Source organism: Arthrobacter zhaoguopingii (assembly GCF_009828595.1).
Classification (GTDB): domain Bacteria; phylum Actinomycetota; class Actinomycetes; order Actinomycetales; family Micrococcaceae; genus Arthrobacter_D; species Arthrobacter_D zhaoguopingii.
The window spans coordinates 157,804-176,739 of record NZ_WPNY01000004.1 but is presented as its reverse complement, the minus strand read 5'-3'; the positions used below and the strand labels follow the sequence as shown (position 1 = coordinate 176,739).

Here is an 18,936-nt window from a genome sequence, read left to right as displayed (position 1 = left end):
TGTCGGTGGGCAGTCGGCTTTCCGGGAGGCCGCCGCCACCGGCGGCCCGCCTCGGGGCCGGTGACCACTGATAATCTTGCGGTGGTTGTCACAACAGCCACCCGAGTTGCACCAGCTCGCCGCCGGCGGATCCAGCCGGCTGTGCGGAATTGGCGCGGAAGGAAGATGGAGTGAAGGCGCTGTACAAGTCCGGGGCGCATCCCGGGTTCGAACTGGTCGACCGTCCCGAGCCGACGGTGGGCCTCGGAGAAGTGAAGATCCGGGTCATGACCACCGGGATCTGCGGAACCGATCTCCACATCGAGTCCTGGGACTCCTGGGCGCAGGGCATGATCAATGCCCCACTGATCCCCGGCCATGAGTTCTACGGCGAGGTGGTCGAACTCGGCGGCGGCGTCCGCGACGTGAAGATCGGCGACCGGGTCTCCGGCGAGGGGCACATCGTCTGCGGCATCTGCCGGAACTGCCGCGCCGGGCGGCGCCAGATGTGCATCCGCACCTCAAGCGTGGGCGTCCAGCGCGACGGCGCCTTCGCCGAGTACGTCGTTCTCCCCGAAACGAACGTCTGGGTGCACCACGACGAAATCACCCCCGAGCTCGGGGCCGTCTTCGACCCCTTCGGCAACGCCGTCCACACGGCCCTGAGCTTCCCGCTGGTCGGCGAGGACGTCCTCATCACCGGGGCGGGCCCGATCGGACTCATGGCCGTCGCCGTCGCCCGCCATGCCGGGGCGAGGAAGATCGCCATCACCGACATCGCAGCGCCGCGCCTTGAGCTCGCCCGCGCCGTCGGGGCCGACATGGCCATCGACGTCAGCCGCATGCGCATCAGCGAAGCGCAGAAGGAACTCGGGATGAAGGAGGGCTTCGACATCGGCATGGAAATGTCGGGACACGCCTCCGCCCTCCCCGAAATGATCGACAACATGACCCATGGAGGGCGCATCGCCATGCTCGGCCTGCCGTCCGCGCCCATCACCATCGACTGGGCCAAGGTCGTCACCCACATGCTGACGATCAAGGGCATCTACGGCCGCGAAATGTTCGAGACCTGGCACGCCATGAGTGCAATGCTTCAGTCCAACCCCGTCCTGCGGGAGGCGGTTGCGGACATTGTCACCGACACCCTGCCGGCGTCGCAGTGGCAGGCAGGCTTCGACACCGCGCGCCGCGGAGCAAGCGGCAAGGTGGTCCTCGACTGGACCTCCCTCTAACCTCCGGCGCCTCCCGGACCTCCGCGGTCCCCGCCAACCCCAGCCGTTCCACCTCCAGCCGTCCCATCCTTCAAGGAGCAGCGACATGTACACCTCCATCCGCGACCAGCTCACCGGTGAGCTTGAGGAGATCCGCAGCGCGGGGCTGTTCAAGCACGAGCGCACCATCTCCTCGCCCCAGTCAAGCCACATCCGGGCCGGGCTGCGCACCGGAGGGTCCGCCGAGGTCCTGAACTTCTGCGCCAACAACTACCTGGGCCTTGCGGACCACCCGCAGATCATCGAGGCCGCGAAGAGCGCCCTCGACGAGCGCGGGTTCGGCATGGCCTCGGTGCGCTTCATCTGCGGCACCCAGGATCTCCACCTTGAGCTGGAGCGGCGGGTGTCGCAGTTCCTCGGAACCGACGACACCATCCTCTTCTCCTCCTGCTTCGACGCCAACGGGGGAGTCTTCGAATCCCTGCTCTCGGCGGAGGACGCCGTCATCTCCGATGCGCTGAACCACGCCTCGATCATCGACGGCATCCGCCTGAGCAAGGCACAGCGCTTCCGGTACGCCAACCGGGACATGGCCGACCTCGAGGCGAAGCTCAAGGAGGCGTCCTCGGCACGGCGCCGCCTGATCGTCACCGACGGGATCTTCTCGATGGACGGCTACCTCGCCCCGCTCAAAGCCATCTGCGACCTTGCCGACCGGTACGACGCGATGGTCATGGTCGATGACTCGCACGCCGTCGGCTTCATGGGCCCGACCGGCGCCGGCACCCCCGAACACGCAGGTGTCGGGGACCGCGTCGACATCTACACCGGAACGTTCGGCAAGGCCCTGGGCGGGGCGTCGGGCGGCTACGTCGCCGCCCGCCGCGAGATCGTCGAGGTACTCCGTCAGCGCGCCCGGCCCTACCTGTTCTCGAACTCCCTGGCACCCTCGATCGTGGCCGCGACCCTGACCGCCCTGGACCTGGTCCAGAACAGCGCCGAGCTGCGCGCCACCCTCGTCGAAAACGCGGCCCACTTCCGCCGCCGGATGACGGAGGAGGGCTTCGAGCTGCTCGAGGGCGAGCACGCGATCATCCCGGTGATGTTCGGCGACGCGGTCCTCGCGGCGAAGACCGCCGACGCCATGCTGGCCCACGGGGTCTTCGTCACCGCCTTCAGCTACCCGGTGGTGCCCAAGGGCGCCGCGCGCATCCGCGTCCAGCTCTCCGCCGCGCACAGCAGCGAGGACATCGAGGCCTGCGTCCGGGCGTTCGTCGCAGCCCGCTCCGAAACCGCAGCCGGCTAGGGTCCCGAAGGGCGGCGCGTTCCGGCCGGGACCCCTGAGGGCCCGGCCGGGCCCACCGGAACTGAAGCGCCCGGCGTCAGGTCCTGCCTGACACCTGGCGGACCCACCGTGCCCGGCGCAGCGGATGTGCCTACGATGGCGCCATGAACCTTAGCTGCGATGTCCTCATTGTCGGCGGCGGCATCGCCGGCCTGTCGCTGGCCTCGGAACTCGCGTCCCGCGGGGGCCCGACAGTGGCACTCGTCGAGGCCGAACCGACCCTCGGGTACCACACGTCGTCACGGTCCGCCCGGCAGCTGAACCCCAGCTACGGCCCGCCGGTGGTGCGCCGGCTCACCGCCCGCACCCTCGGCCTCCTTGCCGGAGTGCAGGAGCGGACCCGCCTCGTGCTCACCACGCCGCGGAGCTACCTGCTGATCGGCAGCGAGGCCGACGTCGCGGCAAGGGCTGCCGGCTCGATGCGCCGGGTGACCCACTCCGAGGCCCTTCGGCTGTGTCCGCAGCTGCTTCCGGATACCTTTGAGGCGGCCGGGCTCGACACCACCTGCGTCGGCACCGACACCGACGCGCTGCTCGAACACCACCGGGCGGTGGCAGCGGCGTCCGGGGCTGCGATCCTGACCGGCGCCCGGGTCACGGCCGCCGAGCGCGGCGGGAGCCGGTGGCGCGTGCGGGCAGGAGAACAGGAGATCGATGCAGGCGTGGTGGTCAACGCCGCCGGTGCCTGGGCCGACCGGCTCGCGGAGCTGTGCGGGGCGGCACCCCGGAACCTGGTGCCCTACCGGCGCACCGCCGCCGTCGTCCGGGTCGGGTCGCAGCCGGTCCCGGGCACACCGATGGTCGCCTCCGCCGATGACTCCTTCTACTTCCGCCGCGATGACGCGGGCGTCCTGATCTCGCCGTGCGAGAGCGTGCCCAGCGCCGCCGAGGACGCCCGCCCCAACCCCGGGGACGTCGAGGCGCTGATCATCCGGCTCAACACACTCACCACCCTCGGCATCACCGGAGTCCTCCGGTCGTGGACCGGGCTTCGGACCTCCCCGCCCAGCGGGATCCCGATCGTCGGCTTCGATCCGGACGCCGAAGGCTTCTTCTGGCTGGCGGGCCAGGGCGGCTACGGCTTCCAGACGTCCTCGGCCATCGCCGAGCTCGCCGCGGCGCAGCTGAGCGGGCAGGAGCCGGGGGACACGCAGGCCGCGGCAGAACTCGCCCCCGCCGCCGCATCCTCCGGCCGATGATCCGCCTCGGGCTGCACCTGGAGGTTCCGCCGCAGTCCGCGCGGAGCAGCCCGTTCGAGGGGTCGGCAGCGGCACCGCGGGACAGGCATAGGATTGTGGAATGAACGTTGATGAAGTCCCACTGCCCGGGATCGGGGTCCGCAGGGATATCGAAACCTCGTCAGGCCGCCGGATCGGCATCGTTGCGCACCGCGAGGGGAGCCTTGACCTCATTATCTCGGCGGCCAACGACCCCGACGCCTGTGTCGCCTCGATCCCCCTGACCCCCGATGAGGCCGCGACGATCGGGAACCTGCTGGGCGCACGGCACCTCGTGGCCCGGCTGACCGAGGAACACCGCGACCTGCCCGGGGTGACCACCCGCCAGTTCCTGGTGGAGCGTGGCTCTCCCTTCGACGGACGTTCCCTCGGCGAGACGCGCATGCGCTCGAGGTCGGGCGCGTCGGTGGTGGCGGTGCTCAGCTCCGGTGAGGTCCAGGCCTCGCCGACTCCGGATTTCGTCCTCGCCGCCGGCGACCTCCTGGTCGTTGTCGGCACCTCCGAAGGTTTGGACACCGCCGCGAAGATTCTCCGGCACGGCTGATCGGTGCACACAACCGCAGTAACGCTGATTGAACTCGGCGCTGTCCTGTTGTGCCTTGGCGCCCTTGGCCGCCTGGCCGGACGTTTTGGACTGTCGCCGATCCCGCTGTACCTGGTCGGGGGGCTCTTCTTCGGCCAGGGCGGGTTCCTCGAACTTGAGGGCCTCGAACGCTTCAGTGAGGTGGCCAGCGAGATCGGAGTCGTGCTCCTGCTGCTGATGCTGGGCCTCGAGTATTCGGCCAAGGAACTCGTCACCGGGATGCGGCAGTCCTGGATGGCCGGCATCCTCGATATTGTCCTGAACTCCCTTCCCGGCGCTGCCGTCGCGCTCCTGCTCGGCTGGGGGCCCGTCGGCGCCCTGGTCATGGCGGGGGTCACCTATATCTCCTCATCGGGCATCGCCGCGAAGGTGATCTCCGACCTCGGGCGCCTGGGCAACAGGGAAACCCCGACGGTGCTGGCGATCCTCGTGTTCGAGGACCTCGCCATGGCCATCTACCTGCCGGTGCTGACGGCGGTGCTCGCCGGGCTCAGCTTCGTCGGAGGTTTCCAGGCCGTGGGCGTCTCCCTCGTCGTGGTGACGCTCGTCCTGGTCGTCGCCCTGCGCTGGGGCAACGTGGTCTCGGCCATCGTGGACAGCAAGGACCGCGAGGTGTTCCTGCTGACGCTCATCGGGGCCGCGCTGCTGGTGGCAGGGCTCGCCTCGACCCTTCAGGTCTCGGCCGCCGTGGGCGCCTTCCTGCTGGGCATCGCGATCTCCGGCGCGACGGCGGAGAACGCGTCCCGGGTGCTTGAACCGCTGCGGGACCTTTTCGCTGCGATCTTCTTCGTGGTCTTCGGCCTGAACACCGATCCGGCGTCCATCCCGCCCGTCCTGGGCTGGGCCGTGGTGCTCGCAGTGGTCACGGCCGCCACCAAGATCGCCACCGGCTGGTGGGCCGCGGCCCGCCAGGGGATCAAGCCCCGCGGCCGGGCGCGGGCCGGGGCCGCGCTGGTGGCCCGCGGCGAGTTCTCGATTGTCATTGCCGGGCTTGCTGTGGCCTCGGGTGCTGTGGTCCCGGAGATTGCAGCGCTGGCGACGACGTACGTGCTGATCATGGCGATCCTCGGACCGATCCTGGCCCGGATCGCCGAGCCTGTCATGGACCTGCTGATGCGCCGCACCGGTCCGACGACCGGCCGTGCCGATGGGATCCCCGCGGGCCGCTGATCTGGACGGCCGGGCGGCCCGCGGCTGGGCCGCCGGCCGGGCGGTGAGCCCCGCTGGCCCGGCAGCCGGGCCCGCGGTCAGTCGAGGATCTTGCCGATCGGCTCCCGTTTCTCGGCCTGGAACCGGTCCTCGGCCCGGCCGTAGGCCCAGTAGCCGGAGAGGGAGACCTGTGCGCGTTCGAGCCCGCGCTGGCCGAACAGGACATCGCGCAGCGCCTTCATGGCCCCCCGCTCGCCGTGGACGAACGCCTCGACCCGGCCCCCGGGCCACTGCGCGGAGGCGACGGCGTCGGCGAGCAGCGTCGTCGTGCCGGCCGGCCGGCCGCGCCGGAACAGCCAGCGGAGCTCGACGCCGGCCGGGGCCTGAAGCGGGAGGACATCCGCCTCGTCGTCCACCTCGAGCCAGGCGGTGCCGGTGGCGTCCTCCGGGAGCGCTTCAAGGCCTGCGGAGATGGCGGGAAGGGCGGCCTCGTCCCCGGCGAAGAGATACCAGCCGGCGTCGGGCCTCGGCGTCCACGCGCCCGACGGGCCCATCAGCACGAGCGGGTCCCCGGGCCGGGCGCCGGCAGCCCACGGGCCGGCGATTCCTTCGTCGCCGTGGACCACGAAGTCGATCGCGAGCAGCTGCCGTTCCCGGTCCATCCACCGCACCGTGTAGGTCCGTTTGATGGGCAGGTCTCCGGGCGGAAGCTGCTCCGCGAGGGCCTCGAGGTCATAGGGGGGAACGAGCCCGAGTTCCGGCCGTGCGAAGAGCAGCTTGACGTACCGGTCGGTGTGCTCGTTCTCGAGGAGCTTGGGAAAGGCCTCGCCGCCGGCGACGACACGGACCATGTGCGGGCTGAGCCGAATCGTCTCGAGGACACTGAGCACCACCTGGGGGCGGGGCTTTCGAATGGCGGGTGCGCTCATGGGGGTACGGCTCACTTCCGGAAGAGGTTGGTAAGCCAACCCTAACAAACCCCCGCGCGCGGCCATTTCCTGGATCTACAGCAGTACGACCCCGAGGGTATCCTCGGCGGCGGCAATCACCGAGCCGTTGTCGACAAGCACCCGGGCGGCCTCGATCTCCGGCGCGAGGTACCGGTCGGTGCCCGGGCCCTGGATGTGCGCGCGCAGCACCCGGCGCACCGCGGTGATGGGCTCCGAGCTGCGCGCCGTGGCGAGGCCGCCGTCCCGCATATCGAGGGCCCGGGCAGCGGTGAGGATCTCGATGGCGAGGACCCGGGTCAGCCCGTCGAGGGAGCGGCGCAGCTTCAGTCCGGCCGCCCAGCCCATGGACACGTGGTCCTCCTGCATGGCGGAGGACGGAATGGAGTCGACCGAGGCCGGGTTGGCGAGCCGCTTGAGTTCCGAGACAATCCCGGCCGAGGTGTACTGGGCGATCATGTGCCCCGAATCGACCCCCGGATCGTCGGCCAGGAAGGGGTTGAGGCCGTGGTTGCGTGCCTTGTCGAGGAACCGGTCGGTGCGGCGTTCACTCATCGAAGCGACGTCGGCGACGGCGATGGCGAGGAAGTCGAGCACGTAGCCGACGGGGGCGCCGTGGAAGTTGCCGTTGGATTCGATCCTGCCGTCGGGGGTGATCACCGGGTTGTCGATGGCCGAACCGAGTTCGATGGCCGCCACCGAGTTGCCGTGGGCGAGGGTGGCCCTGGCCGCCCCATGGACCTGCGGGGCGCACCGCAGCGAGTAAGCGTCCTGGACCCGGGTGAAGCGGTGGCGTCCGGTCTCGGCGGTCAGCTCCGCGGCGATGAGCGGGGAATCCTTGAGGAGGGCACGGATGTTCGCGGCGGAGTCGTGCTGTCCGGGGTGCGGGCGCAGCTCGTGCAGGTCGGCGGCGAAGACGGCGTCAGTGCACAGGAGCCCCTCGACGCTCATGGCGGCGGCGAGGTCGGCCGTCTTCAGCAGCCGGTGGAGGTCCTCGGCGGCCAGCACCAGCATGCCGAGCATGCCGTCGGTGCCGTTGATCAGCGCCAGTCCCTCCTTTTCGCGCAGCTCGACCGGAGCGATGCCGGCGGCCGCCAGGGCATCCGCGGCGGAGGCGGTGGAGCCGTCGGAGGTGCGCACCGTGCCCTCACCCATGAGGGCCAGTGCCACGTGGGAGAGCGGGGCGAGGTCTCCGGAGCACCCGAGGGAGCCGTACTCGCCGATCACCGGGGTGATTCCGGCGTTGAGCATCGCCGCGTAGGTCTCGGCGACCACCGGCCGGACGCCGGTGCGGCCCGTGGCCATGGTCGAGAGCCGCCCGAGCATCAGCCCGCGCACCACCTCACGGTCCACTTCCGCCCCCGAGGAAGCCGCGTGGCTGCGGATCAGGCTGCGCTGGAGCTGGGTGCGCTGGGCGGGCGGGATGTGCTTCGTGGCCAGGGCTCCGAAACCGGTCGAGACTCCGTAGTGGGGGGTGGTGTCCCCGGCGAGCTGATCCACGACCCGGCGGGAGGCGGCCATCGCCTCGAGGGCGTCCCCGCCGAGCTCCACCTGCGCGCCGTGGCGGGCGATCGCCACCACCTCGGCCGGAGCGAGGGGGCCGGTGCCGATCCGGATGGGTCCGCCGCCGCTGCCGGCGGCGGACCCGGGTGCCGGGACGGCCGGAAGGGTGCCGGTGGTGCCCGGGGCTGTGTGCTCTGCAGTCATGGGGAGCCTCGCTTCGCATGGCCTCCGGGGTTCCACCGGACTATTGCCATTGAGTGAAAATGGGGTTTCAATAAGTGAAATACAAATCCGACCGAGACGCAAGGGGATACGCGTGGCAGATACCTCAACCCGCTCAGTGGAGCGGGCGCTGCTGCTCCTGGGCGCGGTGTGCGAGCGGGGCACGGTCACCCTGGCCGAGGCCGCCCGGGACGCAGGCCTTTCCGCCTCGACGGCGCTGCGGCTCCTGCGCACCCTCGAATCCACGGGCTTCGTCCGCCGGGACGGCGCCGGCGGCTACCGGCCGGGGCTGCGGGTCGTCCAGCTGGGCGCCCAGGCGCTGAGCTCCGAATCCCTGGTCTCCCTCGCCGAGGGGGCCCTTGACCGGCTGGTGGGCCTGACCGGGGAATCGGCCTACCTCAGCGTGCCCTCCCACGACGGCCACGGAGTCTACCTCGCCGTGCGCGAAGGGACCCACTCGGTGCGCCACGCGAGCTGGGTCGGCCGCAGTATCCCCCTTGAGGGGACGGCGGTCGGCGCCGTCCTTTCGGGCGCGACGCCCTCCACGGGATACGTCGTGGTGCGCGACGGCGTCGAAGCCGATGTCACCGCCATCGCCGCCCCCGTCCGCGCCGGAGGGCGCATCGCCGCGGCGCTCAGCGTCGTCGTGCCCAGCTACCGCATTAGTGAAAACGAATCCGCGGGGATCGGGATGCATGTGGCCCGCGAGGCCGCAGCCATCCTGCCCGTCACCTCAGCAACCCCTGAAGGAGAATCAGCATGAGCACACCCGAGGCCACTGCCCCGACTCCCCGCGCTACCACCTCCGATCCGTCCCGGCAGATCCGGGCCGCACGCGGCACGGCCCGGACGGCCAAGAGCTGGCAGACCGAGGCTCCTCTGCGGATGCTGATGAACAATCTCGACCCCGAGGTCGCCGAACGCCCCGAGGACCTCGTGGTGTACGGCGGGACCGGCCGGGCCGCCCGCAGCTGGGAGGCCTACGACGCCATCGTGCGCTCCCTTGAGGACCTCGAGGACGACGAGACCCTGCTGGTGCAGTCGGGCAAGCCTGTCGGCATCTTCCGCACCAACCCGTGGGCTCCGCGGGTGCTGCTGGCCAACTCAAACCTCGTGGGTGACTGGGCCACCTGGCCGGAGTTCCGCCGGCTCGAGGCCGAGGGCCTGATGATGTACGGGCAGATGACCGCCGGGTCCTGGATCTACATCGGCACCCAGGGCATCCTGCAGGGCACCTTCGAGACCTTCGCCGCGATCGCCGCTCGGCGTTTCGGCGGCACCCTCGCCGGGACCCTGACCCTGACCGCCGGCTGCGGCGGCATGGGCGGGGCACAGCCGCTGGCCGTCACCCTCAACGGGGGAGCGGTGCTGATCGTCGACGTCGACTCCTCGCGCCTGCGCCGCCGCGTCGCCAAGCGCTACCTCGACACCGTCGCCGACTCCCTCGACGATGCCGTCGCCTCCGTCCTCGCGGCGAAGGCGGACCGGAAAGCCCTGTCGGTGGGCGTCGTTGGCAACGCCGCGGAGGTCTTCCCGGAGCTGCTCCGGCGCGGAATCGACATCGACATCGTCACCGACCAGACCTCCGCGCACGACCCGCTGAGTTACCTCCCCGAAGGCGTCGCCCTGGAGGACTGGGCGCGGGAGGCCGTGGCGGACCCGGTGGGTTTCACCAAGAAGGCGCAGGCCTCGATGGCCCGCCACGTCGAGGCGATGGTCGGGTTCCTCGACGCCGGCGCCGAGGTCTTCGACTACGGCAACTCCATCCGCGACGAAGCACGCTCCGGCGGCTATGCGCGGGCCTTCGACTTCCCCGGCTTCGTCCCTGCCTACATCCGCCCGCTGTTCTGCGAGGGACTCGGGCCGTTCCGCTGGGTCGCCCTCTCCGGGGACCCGGCCGACATTGCCGTTACCGACGCCGCCCTCAAGGAGCTGTTCCCGGAGAACACGCACCTCCACCGCTGGCTCGAGGCCGCCGCCGAGCACGTCGAGTTCGAAGGCCTGCCGGCACGCATCTGCTGGCTCGGCTACGGCGACCGCGCCAAGGCAGGCCTCCTCTTCAACCGCCTCGTCGCCGAGGGGAAGGTGTCGGCGCCGATCGTCATCGGCCGGGACCACCTCGATTCGGGCTCGGTCGCCTCGCCCTACCGGGAGACCGAAGCCATGGCCGACGGCTCGGACGCCGTCGCCGACTGGCCGCTGCTCAACGCCCTGCTCAACACCTCCTCCGGAGCCACCTGGGTCTCCATCCACCACGGCGGCGGGGTCGGCATCGGCCGCTCCATCCACGCCGGGCAGGTTTCGGTGGCCGACGGCACCGAGCTGGCCGCCTCGAAGCTGGAGCGGCTGCTGACCAACGACCCCGGCATGGGCGTGATCCGCCACGTCGACGCCGGCTACCCCCGGGCCGCCGAGGTCGCCGCCGAACGCGGCGTGCGCATCCCCATGCAGGAGTAATGGTCAGGGTCCACCCGCGGCATGCCGCGGCCCGCCTCCGCCCGCACCGCACCACACCCACTGCACCGCACCGCACCGCACCACTGCACCGCACCGCACCGCACCGCACCGCACCCACCGGTGCCATTACCGGTACCGCCCGCAGCCGTTCTGCCCGGAGGCTCCATGGAATCCGTCTCAACCCTTCTCGACTCGATCGACGGTGTCGGCCGCGACGCCCGCCGCGGCGGGTACTCCCGGCCGGTGTACTCCGCCGCGGAGAGCGAACTGCGCGAGTGGTTCGCCGCCGAGGCCGGCCGGCGTGGGCTGGCCGTCGAAACCGACCGCAACGGCATCCTGTGGGCATGGTGGGACGTCCCGGGGACAGGGCGGAAGGGATCGCTGGTCACCGGCAGCCACCTCGACTCCGTGCCGGGCGGCGGAGCCTTCGACGGGCCTCTCGGGGTCGCCTCGGCGCTGGCCGCGGTCGACCTCCTGCGCGGGCGCGGCGTGCAGCCGAACCGCTCCCTCGCGGTCGCGGTCTTCCCCGAGGAGGAGGGCTCGCGTTTCGGAGTGGCGTGCCTGGGCTCGCGCCTGCTCACCGGAACCCTCGACGCCGACCGGGCCCGCAGCCTCACCGACGCCGACGGCACCACCTTCGCCGAGGCCTCCCGTGCAGCAGGCCTTGACCCGGCCGGGCTGGGGCGGGACGAGGAGGCGCTGGGAAACATCGGCGACTTTCTCGAACTCCACGTGGAGCAGGGGCGGGGACTGATCGACCTCGACTCCGCCGTCGCCGTCGGCTCCTTCGTCCTCGGCCACGGGCGGTGGAGGCTGTCGGTGCGGGGGCAGGGCAACCACGCCGGGACCACCCTGATGGCCGACCGCGCCGACCCGATGGTCGCTGCCGCGCAGGTCGTGCTTGCGGTGCGCGAGGCCGCCCGGCGCCAGGACGGCGCCCGCGCCACCGTGGGCCGCCTGACCCCGGTGCCCGGCGGCACCAATGTGATCGCCTCCCGGGTCGACCTCTGGCTCGACGTGCGCCATCCCGACGACGCCGTCACCGCCGCCTTCGTCGAAACCATCCACGGCAGGGCGCAGAAGGCCGCCGCCTTCGAGGGCTGTTCGGTCATCCTCACCGAGGAATCCTTCAGCGGCACCGTGGCCTTCGACCCCGCCCTGCAGCGGGGACTCGCCAACTCGCTCGGGGGGGTGCCGTCCCTGCCCACCGGTGCCGGCCACGACGCCGCGGTGCTCGCCGGCGTCGTGCCCTCGGCCATGCTGTACGTGCGGAACCCCACCGGGGTCAGCCACTCCCCGGAGGAGTATGTCGAACGGGAAGACGCAGACGCCGGCGCCGCCGCGCTCGCCGATGTGCTCGAGGACCTGCTGTGAGCGGCGGCGGCGGGACGGACGGGTCCGGCGCCCGGACGTCGGCACCGGCGCCTCTCTGGTGCGCGGCGGCCTGGCTCGGGGACCGCGGCGTCGTCGGGGGCGTCCGTGTGGTGCCCGCCGGCGACGGGACGGTGGCGTCCCTCGAGGCGGGGGTCGCCGCGCGGGCAGGGGACACCGTGCTTCCCGGCGTGGTCTTCCCGGCCGCCGCCAACGCCCACTCCCATGCCTTCCACCGGGTGCTGCGCGGCCGCACCCACAACGGAGCCTCCGGCAGCTTCTGGACCTGGCGCGAATCGATGTACGCTGCGGCGCGGCAGCTGACCCCGGAGCTGTACGAGGAGCTCGCCACCGCGGTCTTTGCCGAAATGGTCGTCACCGGCTGGAGCAGCGTCGCCGAATTCCACTACGTGCACCACCGGCCCGACGGCTCACCCTACGGATCGGGAACGACGGGGACGACGGGTCAGACGGGGGCCCCGGCTCCGGCGGGTTCCGGAACGGCCGGAAGCGCCGACGGCCCGGACGGGCCCCACGCGATGGAACTGGCCCTGGCCCGGGCGGCCGTCCGCGCCGGGATCCGGCTGACCCTTCTCGATACCTGTTACCTCGCCGGCGGCTTCGGACGTCCCGCCGGCCCGGACCAGGCGCGGTTCACCGACGCGTCAGCCAACGCCTGGCTGCGCCGCTTCGCCTCGCTGCGGGAGGTGATGGCCCAACGTTTCCCCGCGTCGGCCGTCACGGTCGGCGCGGCCCTCCATTCGGTGCGGGCCGTCCCACCGGAAGCGCTCGCGGAGATCGCCGGGGCCCTGCCAACGGACGTACCGGTCCACATCCACCTCTCCGAACAGCCCGCCGAGAACGAGGCCTGCCTCGCGGCCACGGGGCTCACCCCCACCGGCCTGCTCTCCTCCACCGGGCTGCTGACATCCCGGCTCTCGGCGGTGCACGCCACCCACCTCACGGCCGCCGACATCGACCTGCTCGGCGGCGCCGGAACCACGGTGGTGATGTGCCCCACCACCGAGGCCGACCTGGCCGACGGGATCGGCCCCGCCGGCGAGCTGCAGCGTGCCGGCGCCCGGATCGCCCTCGGCACCGACCAGCACGCCGTTATCGACCCGTGGATCGAAATGCGGGCCCTCGAGCACGGCGAACGCCTCGCGACGGGAGGCCGCCCGCAGTTCACCCCGGCCGAGCTGCTCGCCGCCGGCACCGGGAGCGGGCTCAGGGCGCAGGGCCGCCCGCCGGCCGGCCTCGAGCCGGGCGCCGTGTGCGACCTCGTCGCCATCGACCCCCGCTCGGTGCGCACCACCGGCAGCGACCCGGAGCAGCTCGTGTATTCGGCCACCGCGCAGGACGTCACCGACGTCGTCATCGGCGGGGTCCCCGCCGCCCACCGAGGGCGGCATCTGGGCCTCGGCGACCCCGCGGACCTGCTCGCGGCCGTCCTCGGGAAAATGGACGGTGGTGCGGGCAGGAGCGCCCACCGCAGCGACAGCCGCACAGACCTAGGAGCAGCAGCACCGTGACCTCGACGCTCATCACCAACATCGGCGAACTCTCAACGTCGGATCCGGACCAGCGGGTCCTCACCAACGCCGCCGTCGTTCTCGAGGGGGAGCGGATCAGCTGGATCGGCCCGGCGGCGGGCGCGCCGGCAGCGGACACCGTGCACGACGCCGAAGGCCGGGCGGGCCTGCCCGGCTGGGTCGACAGCCACACCCACCTCGTCTTCGCCGGCGACCGCACCGCCGAATTCGAAGCCCGGATGGCCGGGGCCGAGTACCGGGCCGGCGGCATCGCGGTGACCACCGAGGCCACGCGGGCCGCGGGGGACTATGAGCTGACCCGGCTGCTGCTGGGGCGCACCGCCGAGGCGGCCTCCGGCGGCACCACCTACCTTGAAACCAAGACCGGCTACGGGCTCGACGTCGAACACGAGGCCCGCAGCGCGCGGATCGCCGCGGGCGTCGTCGACGAGGTGACCTACCTCGGCGCGCACCTCGTGCCGGCCGGCATCGACGCCGACGCGTACACCGCGCTGGTCTGCGGGCCGATGCTCGATGCCGTCCGCCCCTACGTCCAATGGGCCGACGTCTTCTGCGAGCGGGGCGCGTTCACCCCCGACCAGAGCCGGGCCGTGCTCACCGCCTGCCGGGATGCCGGGCTGGGACTGCGGGTCCACGGCAACCAGCTCGGCCCGGGGGAGGGCACCGCGCTCGCCGTCGAGTTCGGCGCCGCGAGCGTCGACCACGTCAATCACCTCAGCGACGCCGACATCGACGCGCTCGCCTCGTCCTGGTCCGGCTGGGATCCCTCCGGCTGGGATCCCGCGCACGCCGCGGAGGCCGGGGGAGAGGGACACGCCGGGCAGGCGGCCGCTCCGGGGCGGGGCACCGTGGCCACCTGCCTGCCGGCGTGCGACCTTTCCACCCGCCAGCCCTTCCCGCCCGCCCGCCGGCTGCTCGACGCGGGGGTCCAGCTCGCCCTGGCCAGCAACTGCAACCCCGGCACCTCCTACACCACGTCGATGGCGTTCTGCGTCACCACCGCCGTGCTGCAGATGGGCCTGAGCGTCCAGGAGGCGGTCCGGGCCGCCACCTACGGCGGCGCCCTGTCCCTCGGGTGCGAGGCCGGGACGGACGCCGACGGCCGGCGCGCCGTAGGCTCCCTCGCCGTCGGCCACCGGGCCGACCTGCAGCTGCTCAACGCCCCCTCCGCCACCCACCTCGCGTACCGGCCCGGCATCCCGCTGACCGGGGCCGTCTGGCGTGCCGGGGTGAGGCTCAGCTAGGGCGGCTGGGAATCGGAGGCGGGCGCTGGAAAGATAACCCCATGCGCTCTCTCTCACCCACCGTCCACCCGCCGGCACTGCGGGAGCGGCGGCGGATCACAGCGGAAATCCTGATCGTGATGGGACTCTCACTCGGACAGTCGGGCGTGTACGCGGTGGTGCGGCTGCTGGACAAGGCGACGTCCGGTCCGCTCGCCGGCCAGACCACCACCCTCAACCCGGTGCTCAATGACCGGCAGTACTTCGACCTGGCGTACCAGCTGCTCGGGATATTCTTCGCCCTCGTGCCGGTCGCCCTGGCCCTGTTCCTGCTGAGCGCCGGCGGCGCCTCGGCGTTCCGGCGGATCGGCTTCACCTTCGAGCGCCCGGCCCTGGATTTCGGCCTCGGGCTGGGGCTGGCCGTGGCCATGGGGGTGGGGACTCTCGGCGTCTACGCCGCCGGACGTGCCCTGGGCATCACCACCGCCATTGTCCCGGCGGCCCTCGATGACTACTGGTGGACGGTGCCCGTGCTCGTGCTGTCGGCCCTGCGCCATGCGGTGCTCGAGGAGGTCCTCGTGGTCGGGTACCTGTTCGAGCGGCTGCGCCGGCTTGGCTGGTCCGTCCCGGCGCTCCTCATCACCAGTGCGCTGCTGCGCGGCAGCTACCACCTCTACCAGGGCATCGGGCCGTTCGTGGGCAATGTGATCCTGGGGCTGGTCTTCGGCTATGCCTACCTGCGCACCGGCCGGGTGATGCCGCTGGTCATCGCCCACGCGGCACTCGACATCACCGGCTTCGTCGGCTTCGCCCTGCTCGGATCGGCCATCGGCATCGGGGACTAGCGGCCCCGGACGGGAAAGCCAGCCCTAAGGAGAACGGTTGCAGGGCTCGCGCCCTGCAACCACTCCCGACCCCGCAGACTGCTCGCTGCTTGACAACTTCGGCGCCACGTTCCACTAAACCAGTCCCGGCAACCCCCCGGGTGGATACTTCGGTGCTCCGGTTACCTTGACACGCCCGCTTTCCGTCAGGACGGGAATCACCCCCACGCTCCAGCGTCCGGGCCGGACCGGGCCCGGCCGCCACCGCCGGCGGAGGCCGCTGCGCCGACGCTTCCGTCAGCGGATATCGGCATCCCTGCCCAGCCTGCCCCGCAGGCCGGGCAGCAGCTGGTGCACGGCTGCCCGTGCCGGCCCGTAGGCGCGGATCCTGCGCATCGAGGTCCCGACCACAAGGCCGCGGTCGATTCGAACGGCGGAGCGGCCCAGCGTCCGCGCAACCCGCAGCGTGTACTCGATGTCCTCGTCGCACTCGGCGATGGAGGTGCGCGGAAATCCCCCCACCCGCTGGTAGGCGGCGGCGCGGGTTGCGAGGTTATGCCCGGCGACGAGCTTCAGGTAGCTGCGGTCGAGGTGACCGGCGGCCAGCGCGGTCCTCAGGACAAGGAAGGCGGCCGGGATCACCAGGGCGTCCCCGGCCCGGCGGTAGGCGTCGTCGAGGGGCACGCTCCTCCCGCCCAGCAATTCGAGGCCCGGGTGGGCCGCGAAACCCGCGAGGATCCGCCCGGTCCAGTCCGGACTCGGAACGCTGTCCCCGTCCGTCCGGGCCACCAGCTCGAAGCCGTCGGTGATGGCACGGCGGAAACCGGTATCGCTGGCAGCCCCGGTACCCTTTACTGGTTCCTCGAGGACGGTCAGCGGGAAGCCGTCCCGGCCGGCAAGGAATCCGGCGACCCGCGCCCGGGTATCGTCGGTCGACCCATTGTCGACGACGTAGACGGAGACGCCGTCCCGGGTGTGCTGGCGGTACAGCCCCTCAAGGGTCCTGCCGATGGAGGGCTCGTTGAACGCCGGGACCACCACCGCGAGCCGTGCGACCACAGCGTTCCCCTGGACGGCTATTCCCCGTGCGGACTAGAACTCGATCTTGCCGTTGCCGGTGTCGAAGGTGACCGACATGAGTCCCGGCGTTCCGTTCGGGGCGATCCACTTCACGGAGACGTCCCCCAGCGGCGCCTCGACGGGAGTGCCAAGCCATTCGGTGACCCGCGCGCGCGATCCGGCGATGGTCAGGGAATCGAGGCGCACCGTCGAGGGGCGGGCGTTTGAGGGGTGCAGCGCCTCGGTCCCGTCGTCCCACCGCAGCAGGTACGGAACCTGGGGGTCGGCGATCAGGCCCTTGATGCCGATCTGCTGCCAGGTGAGCTCCTGGCCGTCGGGGAACTTCCGGTTGCCCGGCACCGACTGGCGCCCGAGCCGTTCCTCGAACGGGGTGAGGTCGTCGACCGCCACCACCCAGCCCATCCAGCCGCCGCCGGCCTCGGAACGCGCGCGCACGGCCTGGCCGAACGGTGCCTTGTTGGACGCGGGATGGTCGAGGACCTCGACCACCTCGACATACTGGCCGTTGGCCAGGGGCACAATCATGTTCCGGGTCCCAAAACGGGGGTGCACACCACCCTTAACCGCTTCAACGCCCAAAGCTGAGGAAATCCGGTCCGCAGTGGCGGCCAGTCCGTCGGGTTCGCAGGCATAAGATACATGGTCCAAGCGCATGGCTACATAGTGGCACTTTGTGATCCGCGTCTCGACTTAGGCAGTCCTTACTTAACGCGGAGTCACAAATTGCCCCCGCCGCGGGTTTCAGCTTTCATGGGGAAAAGGTCATGAGTGCCAGCACACAGCCCCGGCTTGCTGGCCGGCAACCCTCCACCGCGGCGGGGTGCCCCGGGTGAAGACCTGGCGGAGCGCCACACGGCGCTGCGCAAGCGCGGGTCCCCGCCGGCGGTTTCCGGCGGCGGACGGGCCCCTTCATCGACAGGGAACGCCATGTCCAGCAACTGGTCCTTCGAAACCCGCCAGATCCACGCGGGGCAGACGCCCGACGCCGCCACGGGGGCACGGGCGCTGCCCATCTACCAGAGCACGTCCTTCGTCTTCCCCAGCACCCAAAGCGCGGCCGACCGGTTCGCGCTGACCGAGCTTGCCCCGATCTACACGCGCATCGGCAATCCGACCCAGGAGGTGGTTGAGGCCCGCATCGCCTCGCTCGACGGCGGGGTGGGCGCCTTGCTGCTCGCCTCGGGGCAGGCGGCCGAAACCTATGCGATCCTCAATCTCGCCGAGGCGGGCGACCACATCGTCGCAAGCCCGAGCCTCTACGGGGGTACCTACAACCTCTTCCGGCACACCCTGAGGAAATTCGGCATCGAAACCACCTTCGTGGAGAACCCCGACGACCTGGGGCAGTGGCGCGCCGCCGTCCGGCCCAATACCAAGGCGTTCTTTGGCGAGGTCGTCTCAAACCCCCGCCAGGACGTGCTCGACCTTGAGGGGATCAGCGCGATCGCCCACGAACACGGGGTCCCCCTGATCGCCGATGCGACGGTGTCCACGCCGTACCTCATCCGCCCCATCGAGTGGGGCGCCGACATCGTCGTGCACTCCGCCACCAAGTACCTTGGCGGTCACGGCACCGCCATCGGCGGCGTCATCGTCGACTCGGGCCGCTTCGACTACGGCCGGGACCCGGAGAAATTCCCGGGTTTCAACACCCCCGATGAGAGCTATTCCGGGCTGGTGTACGCCCGGGACCTCGGCGTCGGAAGCGCCCTGGGGGCGAACCTCGCCTTCATCCTGAAGGCGCGCGTCCAGCTGCTGCGCGATCTCGGGTCCGCAATCTCCCCGTTCAACGCCTTCCTCATCGCCCAGGGGCTCGAAACGCTCAGCCTGCGGATGGAACGCCACATCGCCAACGCCCGCGCCGTTGCGGAATGGCTCGAGCTCCACGACGACGTCGAATCGGTCGCCTACGCCGGCCTGCCCTCAAGCCCCTGGTACGAGCGCGGGCTGAAGTACGGGCCGAACGGCACCGGCGCCATCGTGTCCTTCGACATCGCGGGCGGGATCGAGGCCGGCAGGCGCTTCGTCGACGGCCTCGAACTCCACTCCCACGTGGCCAATGTCGGCGATGTCCGTTCCTTGGTGATCCACCCCGCCTCCACGACCCACAGCCAGCTCGGCGCCGAGGCACAGCTGGCCGCGGGAGTGCGCCCGGGCCTGGTGCGCCTGGCGGTCGGGCTCGAGAACCTCCAGGACATCCTGGCCGACCTCGACGCCGGGTTCCGTGCGGCGAAGGGAAGCTAGCGGG

General features: G+C 71.3%; 16 protein-coding genes and 1 riboswitch. Of the genes, 12 read left to right on the top strand and 4 right to left on the bottom strand.

What is annotated here, in order from left to right:
• Nucleotides 1-170 precede the first annotated feature (170 nt).
• The 5 genes from tdh (at nt 171) to GVV86_RS07575 (ending at nt 5,529) form a co-directional block, all read left to right on the top strand.
• Nucleotides 171-1,214: an L-threonine 3-dehydrogenase gene (gene tdh, locus GVV86_RS07595; RefSeq protein ID WP_159615849.1), complete on the top strand. Its 1,044-nt coding sequence runs from the start codon at nt 171-173 to the stop codon at nt 1,212-1,214.
• An 85-nt stretch (nt 1,215-1,299) separates the two neighbouring features.
• Nucleotides 1,300-2,499, top strand: a complete 1,200-nt coding sequence (locus GVV86_RS07590) for a glycine C-acetyltransferase (RefSeq protein ID WP_159615851.1) — start codon at nt 1,300-1,302, stop codon at nt 2,497-2,499.
• Between the two features lie 143 nt (nt 2,500-2,642).
• Nucleotides 2,643-3,737, top strand: a complete 1,095-nt coding sequence (locus GVV86_RS07585) for an NAD(P)/FAD-dependent oxidoreductase (protein WP_159615853.1) — start codon at nt 2,643-2,645, stop codon at nt 3,735-3,737.
• 100 nt (nt 3,738-3,837) lie between these two features.
• On the top strand, nt 3,838-4,320 hold the full coding sequence (locus tag GVV86_RS07580; protein WP_159615855.1) for a cation:proton antiporter regulatory subunit: 483 nt from the start codon (nt 3,838-3,840) through the stop codon (nt 4,318-4,320).
• 3 nt (nt 4,321-4,323) lie between these two features.
• Complete coding sequence (locus tag GVV86_RS07575; RefSeq protein ID WP_159802349.1) at nt 4,324-5,529, top strand: cation:proton antiporter; 1,206 nt, start codon at nt 4,324-4,326, stop codon at nt 5,527-5,529.
• 77 nt (nt 5,530-5,606) lie between these two features.
• On the opposite strand, the gene GVV86_RS07570 is transcribed toward GVV86_RS07575, so the two are convergent.
• Together GVV86_RS07570 and hutH are read right to left on the bottom strand one after the other, a co-directional pair.
• Nucleotides 5,607-6,452, bottom strand: a complete 846-nt coding sequence (locus GVV86_RS07570) for a siderophore-interacting protein (protein WP_425513923.1) — start codon at nt 6,450-6,452, stop codon at nt 5,607-5,609.
• A 60-nt stretch (nt 6,453-6,512) separates the two neighbouring features.
• Nucleotides 6,513-8,162 (bottom strand): histidine ammonia-lyase, encoded by a 1,650-nt coding sequence (gene hutH, locus GVV86_RS07565; protein ID WP_159802345.1) that lies wholly within the window; start codon nt 8,160-8,162, stop codon nt 6,513-6,515.
• A gap of 112 nt (nt 8,163-8,274) precedes the next feature.
• Between hutH and GVV86_RS07560 the strand changes: the two genes are divergently transcribed.
• The 6 genes from GVV86_RS07560 to GVV86_RS07535 all read left to right on the top strand — a co-directional run bounded on the left by GVV86_RS07560 (nt 8,275) and on the right by GVV86_RS07535 (nt 15,629).
• Complete coding sequence (locus GVV86_RS07560; protein ID WP_159615863.1) at nt 8,275-8,943, top strand: IclR family transcriptional regulator; 669 nt, start codon at nt 8,275-8,277, stop codon at nt 8,941-8,943.
• Complete coding sequence (gene hutU, locus GVV86_RS07555; protein ID WP_159802343.1) at nt 8,940-10,637, top strand: urocanate hydratase; 1,698 nt, start codon at nt 8,940-8,942, stop codon at nt 10,635-10,637. The genes GVV86_RS07560 and hutU overlap by 4 nt, the downstream gene beginning before the upstream one ends.
• Nucleotides 10,638-10,802: 165 nt before the next feature.
• Nucleotides 10,803-12,011 carry an allantoate amidohydrolase gene (locus GVV86_RS07550; protein ID WP_159802341.1) on the top strand — a complete coding sequence of 403 codons (1,209 nt, stop codon included), beginning with the start codon at nt 10,803-10,805 and terminating at the stop codon, nt 12,009-12,011.
• Complete coding sequence (locus GVV86_RS07545) at nt 12,008-13,540, top strand: amidohydrolase family protein (protein ID WP_159802339.1); 1,533 nt, start codon at nt 12,008-12,010, stop codon at nt 13,538-13,540. The genes GVV86_RS07550 and GVV86_RS07545 overlap by 4 nt, the downstream gene beginning before the upstream one ends.
• Nucleotides 13,537-14,805 (top strand): amidohydrolase family protein, encoded by a 1,269-nt coding sequence (locus tag GVV86_RS07540; protein ID WP_159802337.1) that lies wholly within the window; start codon nt 13,537-13,539, stop codon nt 14,803-14,805. The genes GVV86_RS07545 and GVV86_RS07540 overlap by 4 nt, the downstream gene beginning before the upstream one ends.
• A 41-nt stretch (nt 14,806-14,846) precedes the next feature.
• Complete coding sequence (locus GVV86_RS07535; protein WP_159802335.1) at nt 14,847-15,629, top strand: CPBP family intramembrane glutamic endopeptidase; 783 nt, start codon at nt 14,847-14,849, stop codon at nt 15,627-15,629.
• A gap of 276 nt (nt 15,630-15,905) precedes the next feature.
• On the opposite strand, the gene GVV86_RS07530 is transcribed toward GVV86_RS07535, so the two are convergent.
• Together GVV86_RS07530 and GVV86_RS07525 are read right to left on the bottom strand one after the other, a co-directional pair.
• On the bottom strand, nt 15,906-16,667 hold the full coding sequence (locus tag GVV86_RS07530) for a glycosyltransferase family 2 protein (RefSeq protein ID WP_159802333.1): 762 nt from the start codon (nt 16,665-16,667) through the stop codon (nt 15,906-15,908).
• A gap of 33 nt (nt 16,668-16,700) precedes the next feature.
• Nucleotides 16,701-17,342 carry a VOC family protein gene (locus GVV86_RS07525; protein WP_159615877.1) on the bottom strand — a complete coding sequence of 214 codons (642 nt, stop codon included), beginning with the start codon at nt 17,340-17,342 and terminating at the stop codon, nt 16,701-16,703.
• A 106-nt stretch (nt 17,343-17,448) separates the two neighbouring features.
• Nucleotides 17,449-17,563, top strand: a riboswitch (SAM riboswitch).
• A gap of 52 nt (nt 17,564-17,615) precedes the next feature.
• Here GVV86_RS07525 and GVV86_RS07520 point away from each other — a divergent pair.
• Nucleotides 17,616-18,932: a bifunctional o-acetylhomoserine/o-acetylserine sulfhydrylase gene (locus GVV86_RS07520; protein ID WP_159615879.1), complete on the top strand. Its 1,317-nt coding sequence runs from the start codon at nt 17,616-17,618 to the stop codon at nt 18,930-18,932.
• Nucleotides 18,933-18,936: the final 4 nt, after the last annotated feature.

Excerpts from the sequence above, each read along its gene's own strand:
- GVV86_RS07590 (WP_159615851.1), top strand. The coding sequence starts at position 1,300 with ATGTACACCTCCATCCGCGACCAGCTCACCGGTGAGCTTGAGGAGATC.
- GVV86_RS07585 (WP_159615853.1), top strand. The coding sequence starts at position 2,643 with ATGAACCTTAGCTGCGATGTCCTCATTGTCGGCGGCGGCATCGCCGGC.
- GVV86_RS07580 (WP_159615855.1), top strand. The coding sequence starts at position 3,838 with ATGAACGTTGATGAAGTCCCACTGCCCGGGATCGGGGTCCGCAGGGAT.
- hutH (WP_159802345.1), bottom strand. The coding sequence starts at position 8,162 with ATGACTGCAGAGCACACAGCCCCGGGCACCACCGGCACCCTTCCGGCC.
- hutU (WP_159802343.1), top strand. The coding sequence starts at position 8,940 with ATGAGCACACCCGAGGCCACTGCCCCGACTCCCCGCGCTACCACCTCC.
- GVV86_RS07550 (WP_159802341.1), top strand. The coding sequence starts at position 10,803 with ATGGAATCCGTCTCAACCCTTCTCGACTCGATCGACGGTGTCGGCCGC.
- GVV86_RS07535 (WP_159802335.1), top strand. The coding sequence starts at position 14,847 with ATGCGCTCTCTCTCACCCACCGTCCACCCGCCGGCACTGCGGGAGCGG.
- GVV86_RS07525 (WP_159615877.1), bottom strand. The coding sequence starts at position 17,342 with ATGCGCTTGGACCATGTATCTTATGCCTGCGAACCCGACGGACTGGCC.
- GVV86_RS07520 (WP_159615879.1), top strand. The coding sequence starts at position 17,616 with ATGTCCAGCAACTGGTCCTTCGAAACCCGCCAGATCCACGCGGGGCAG.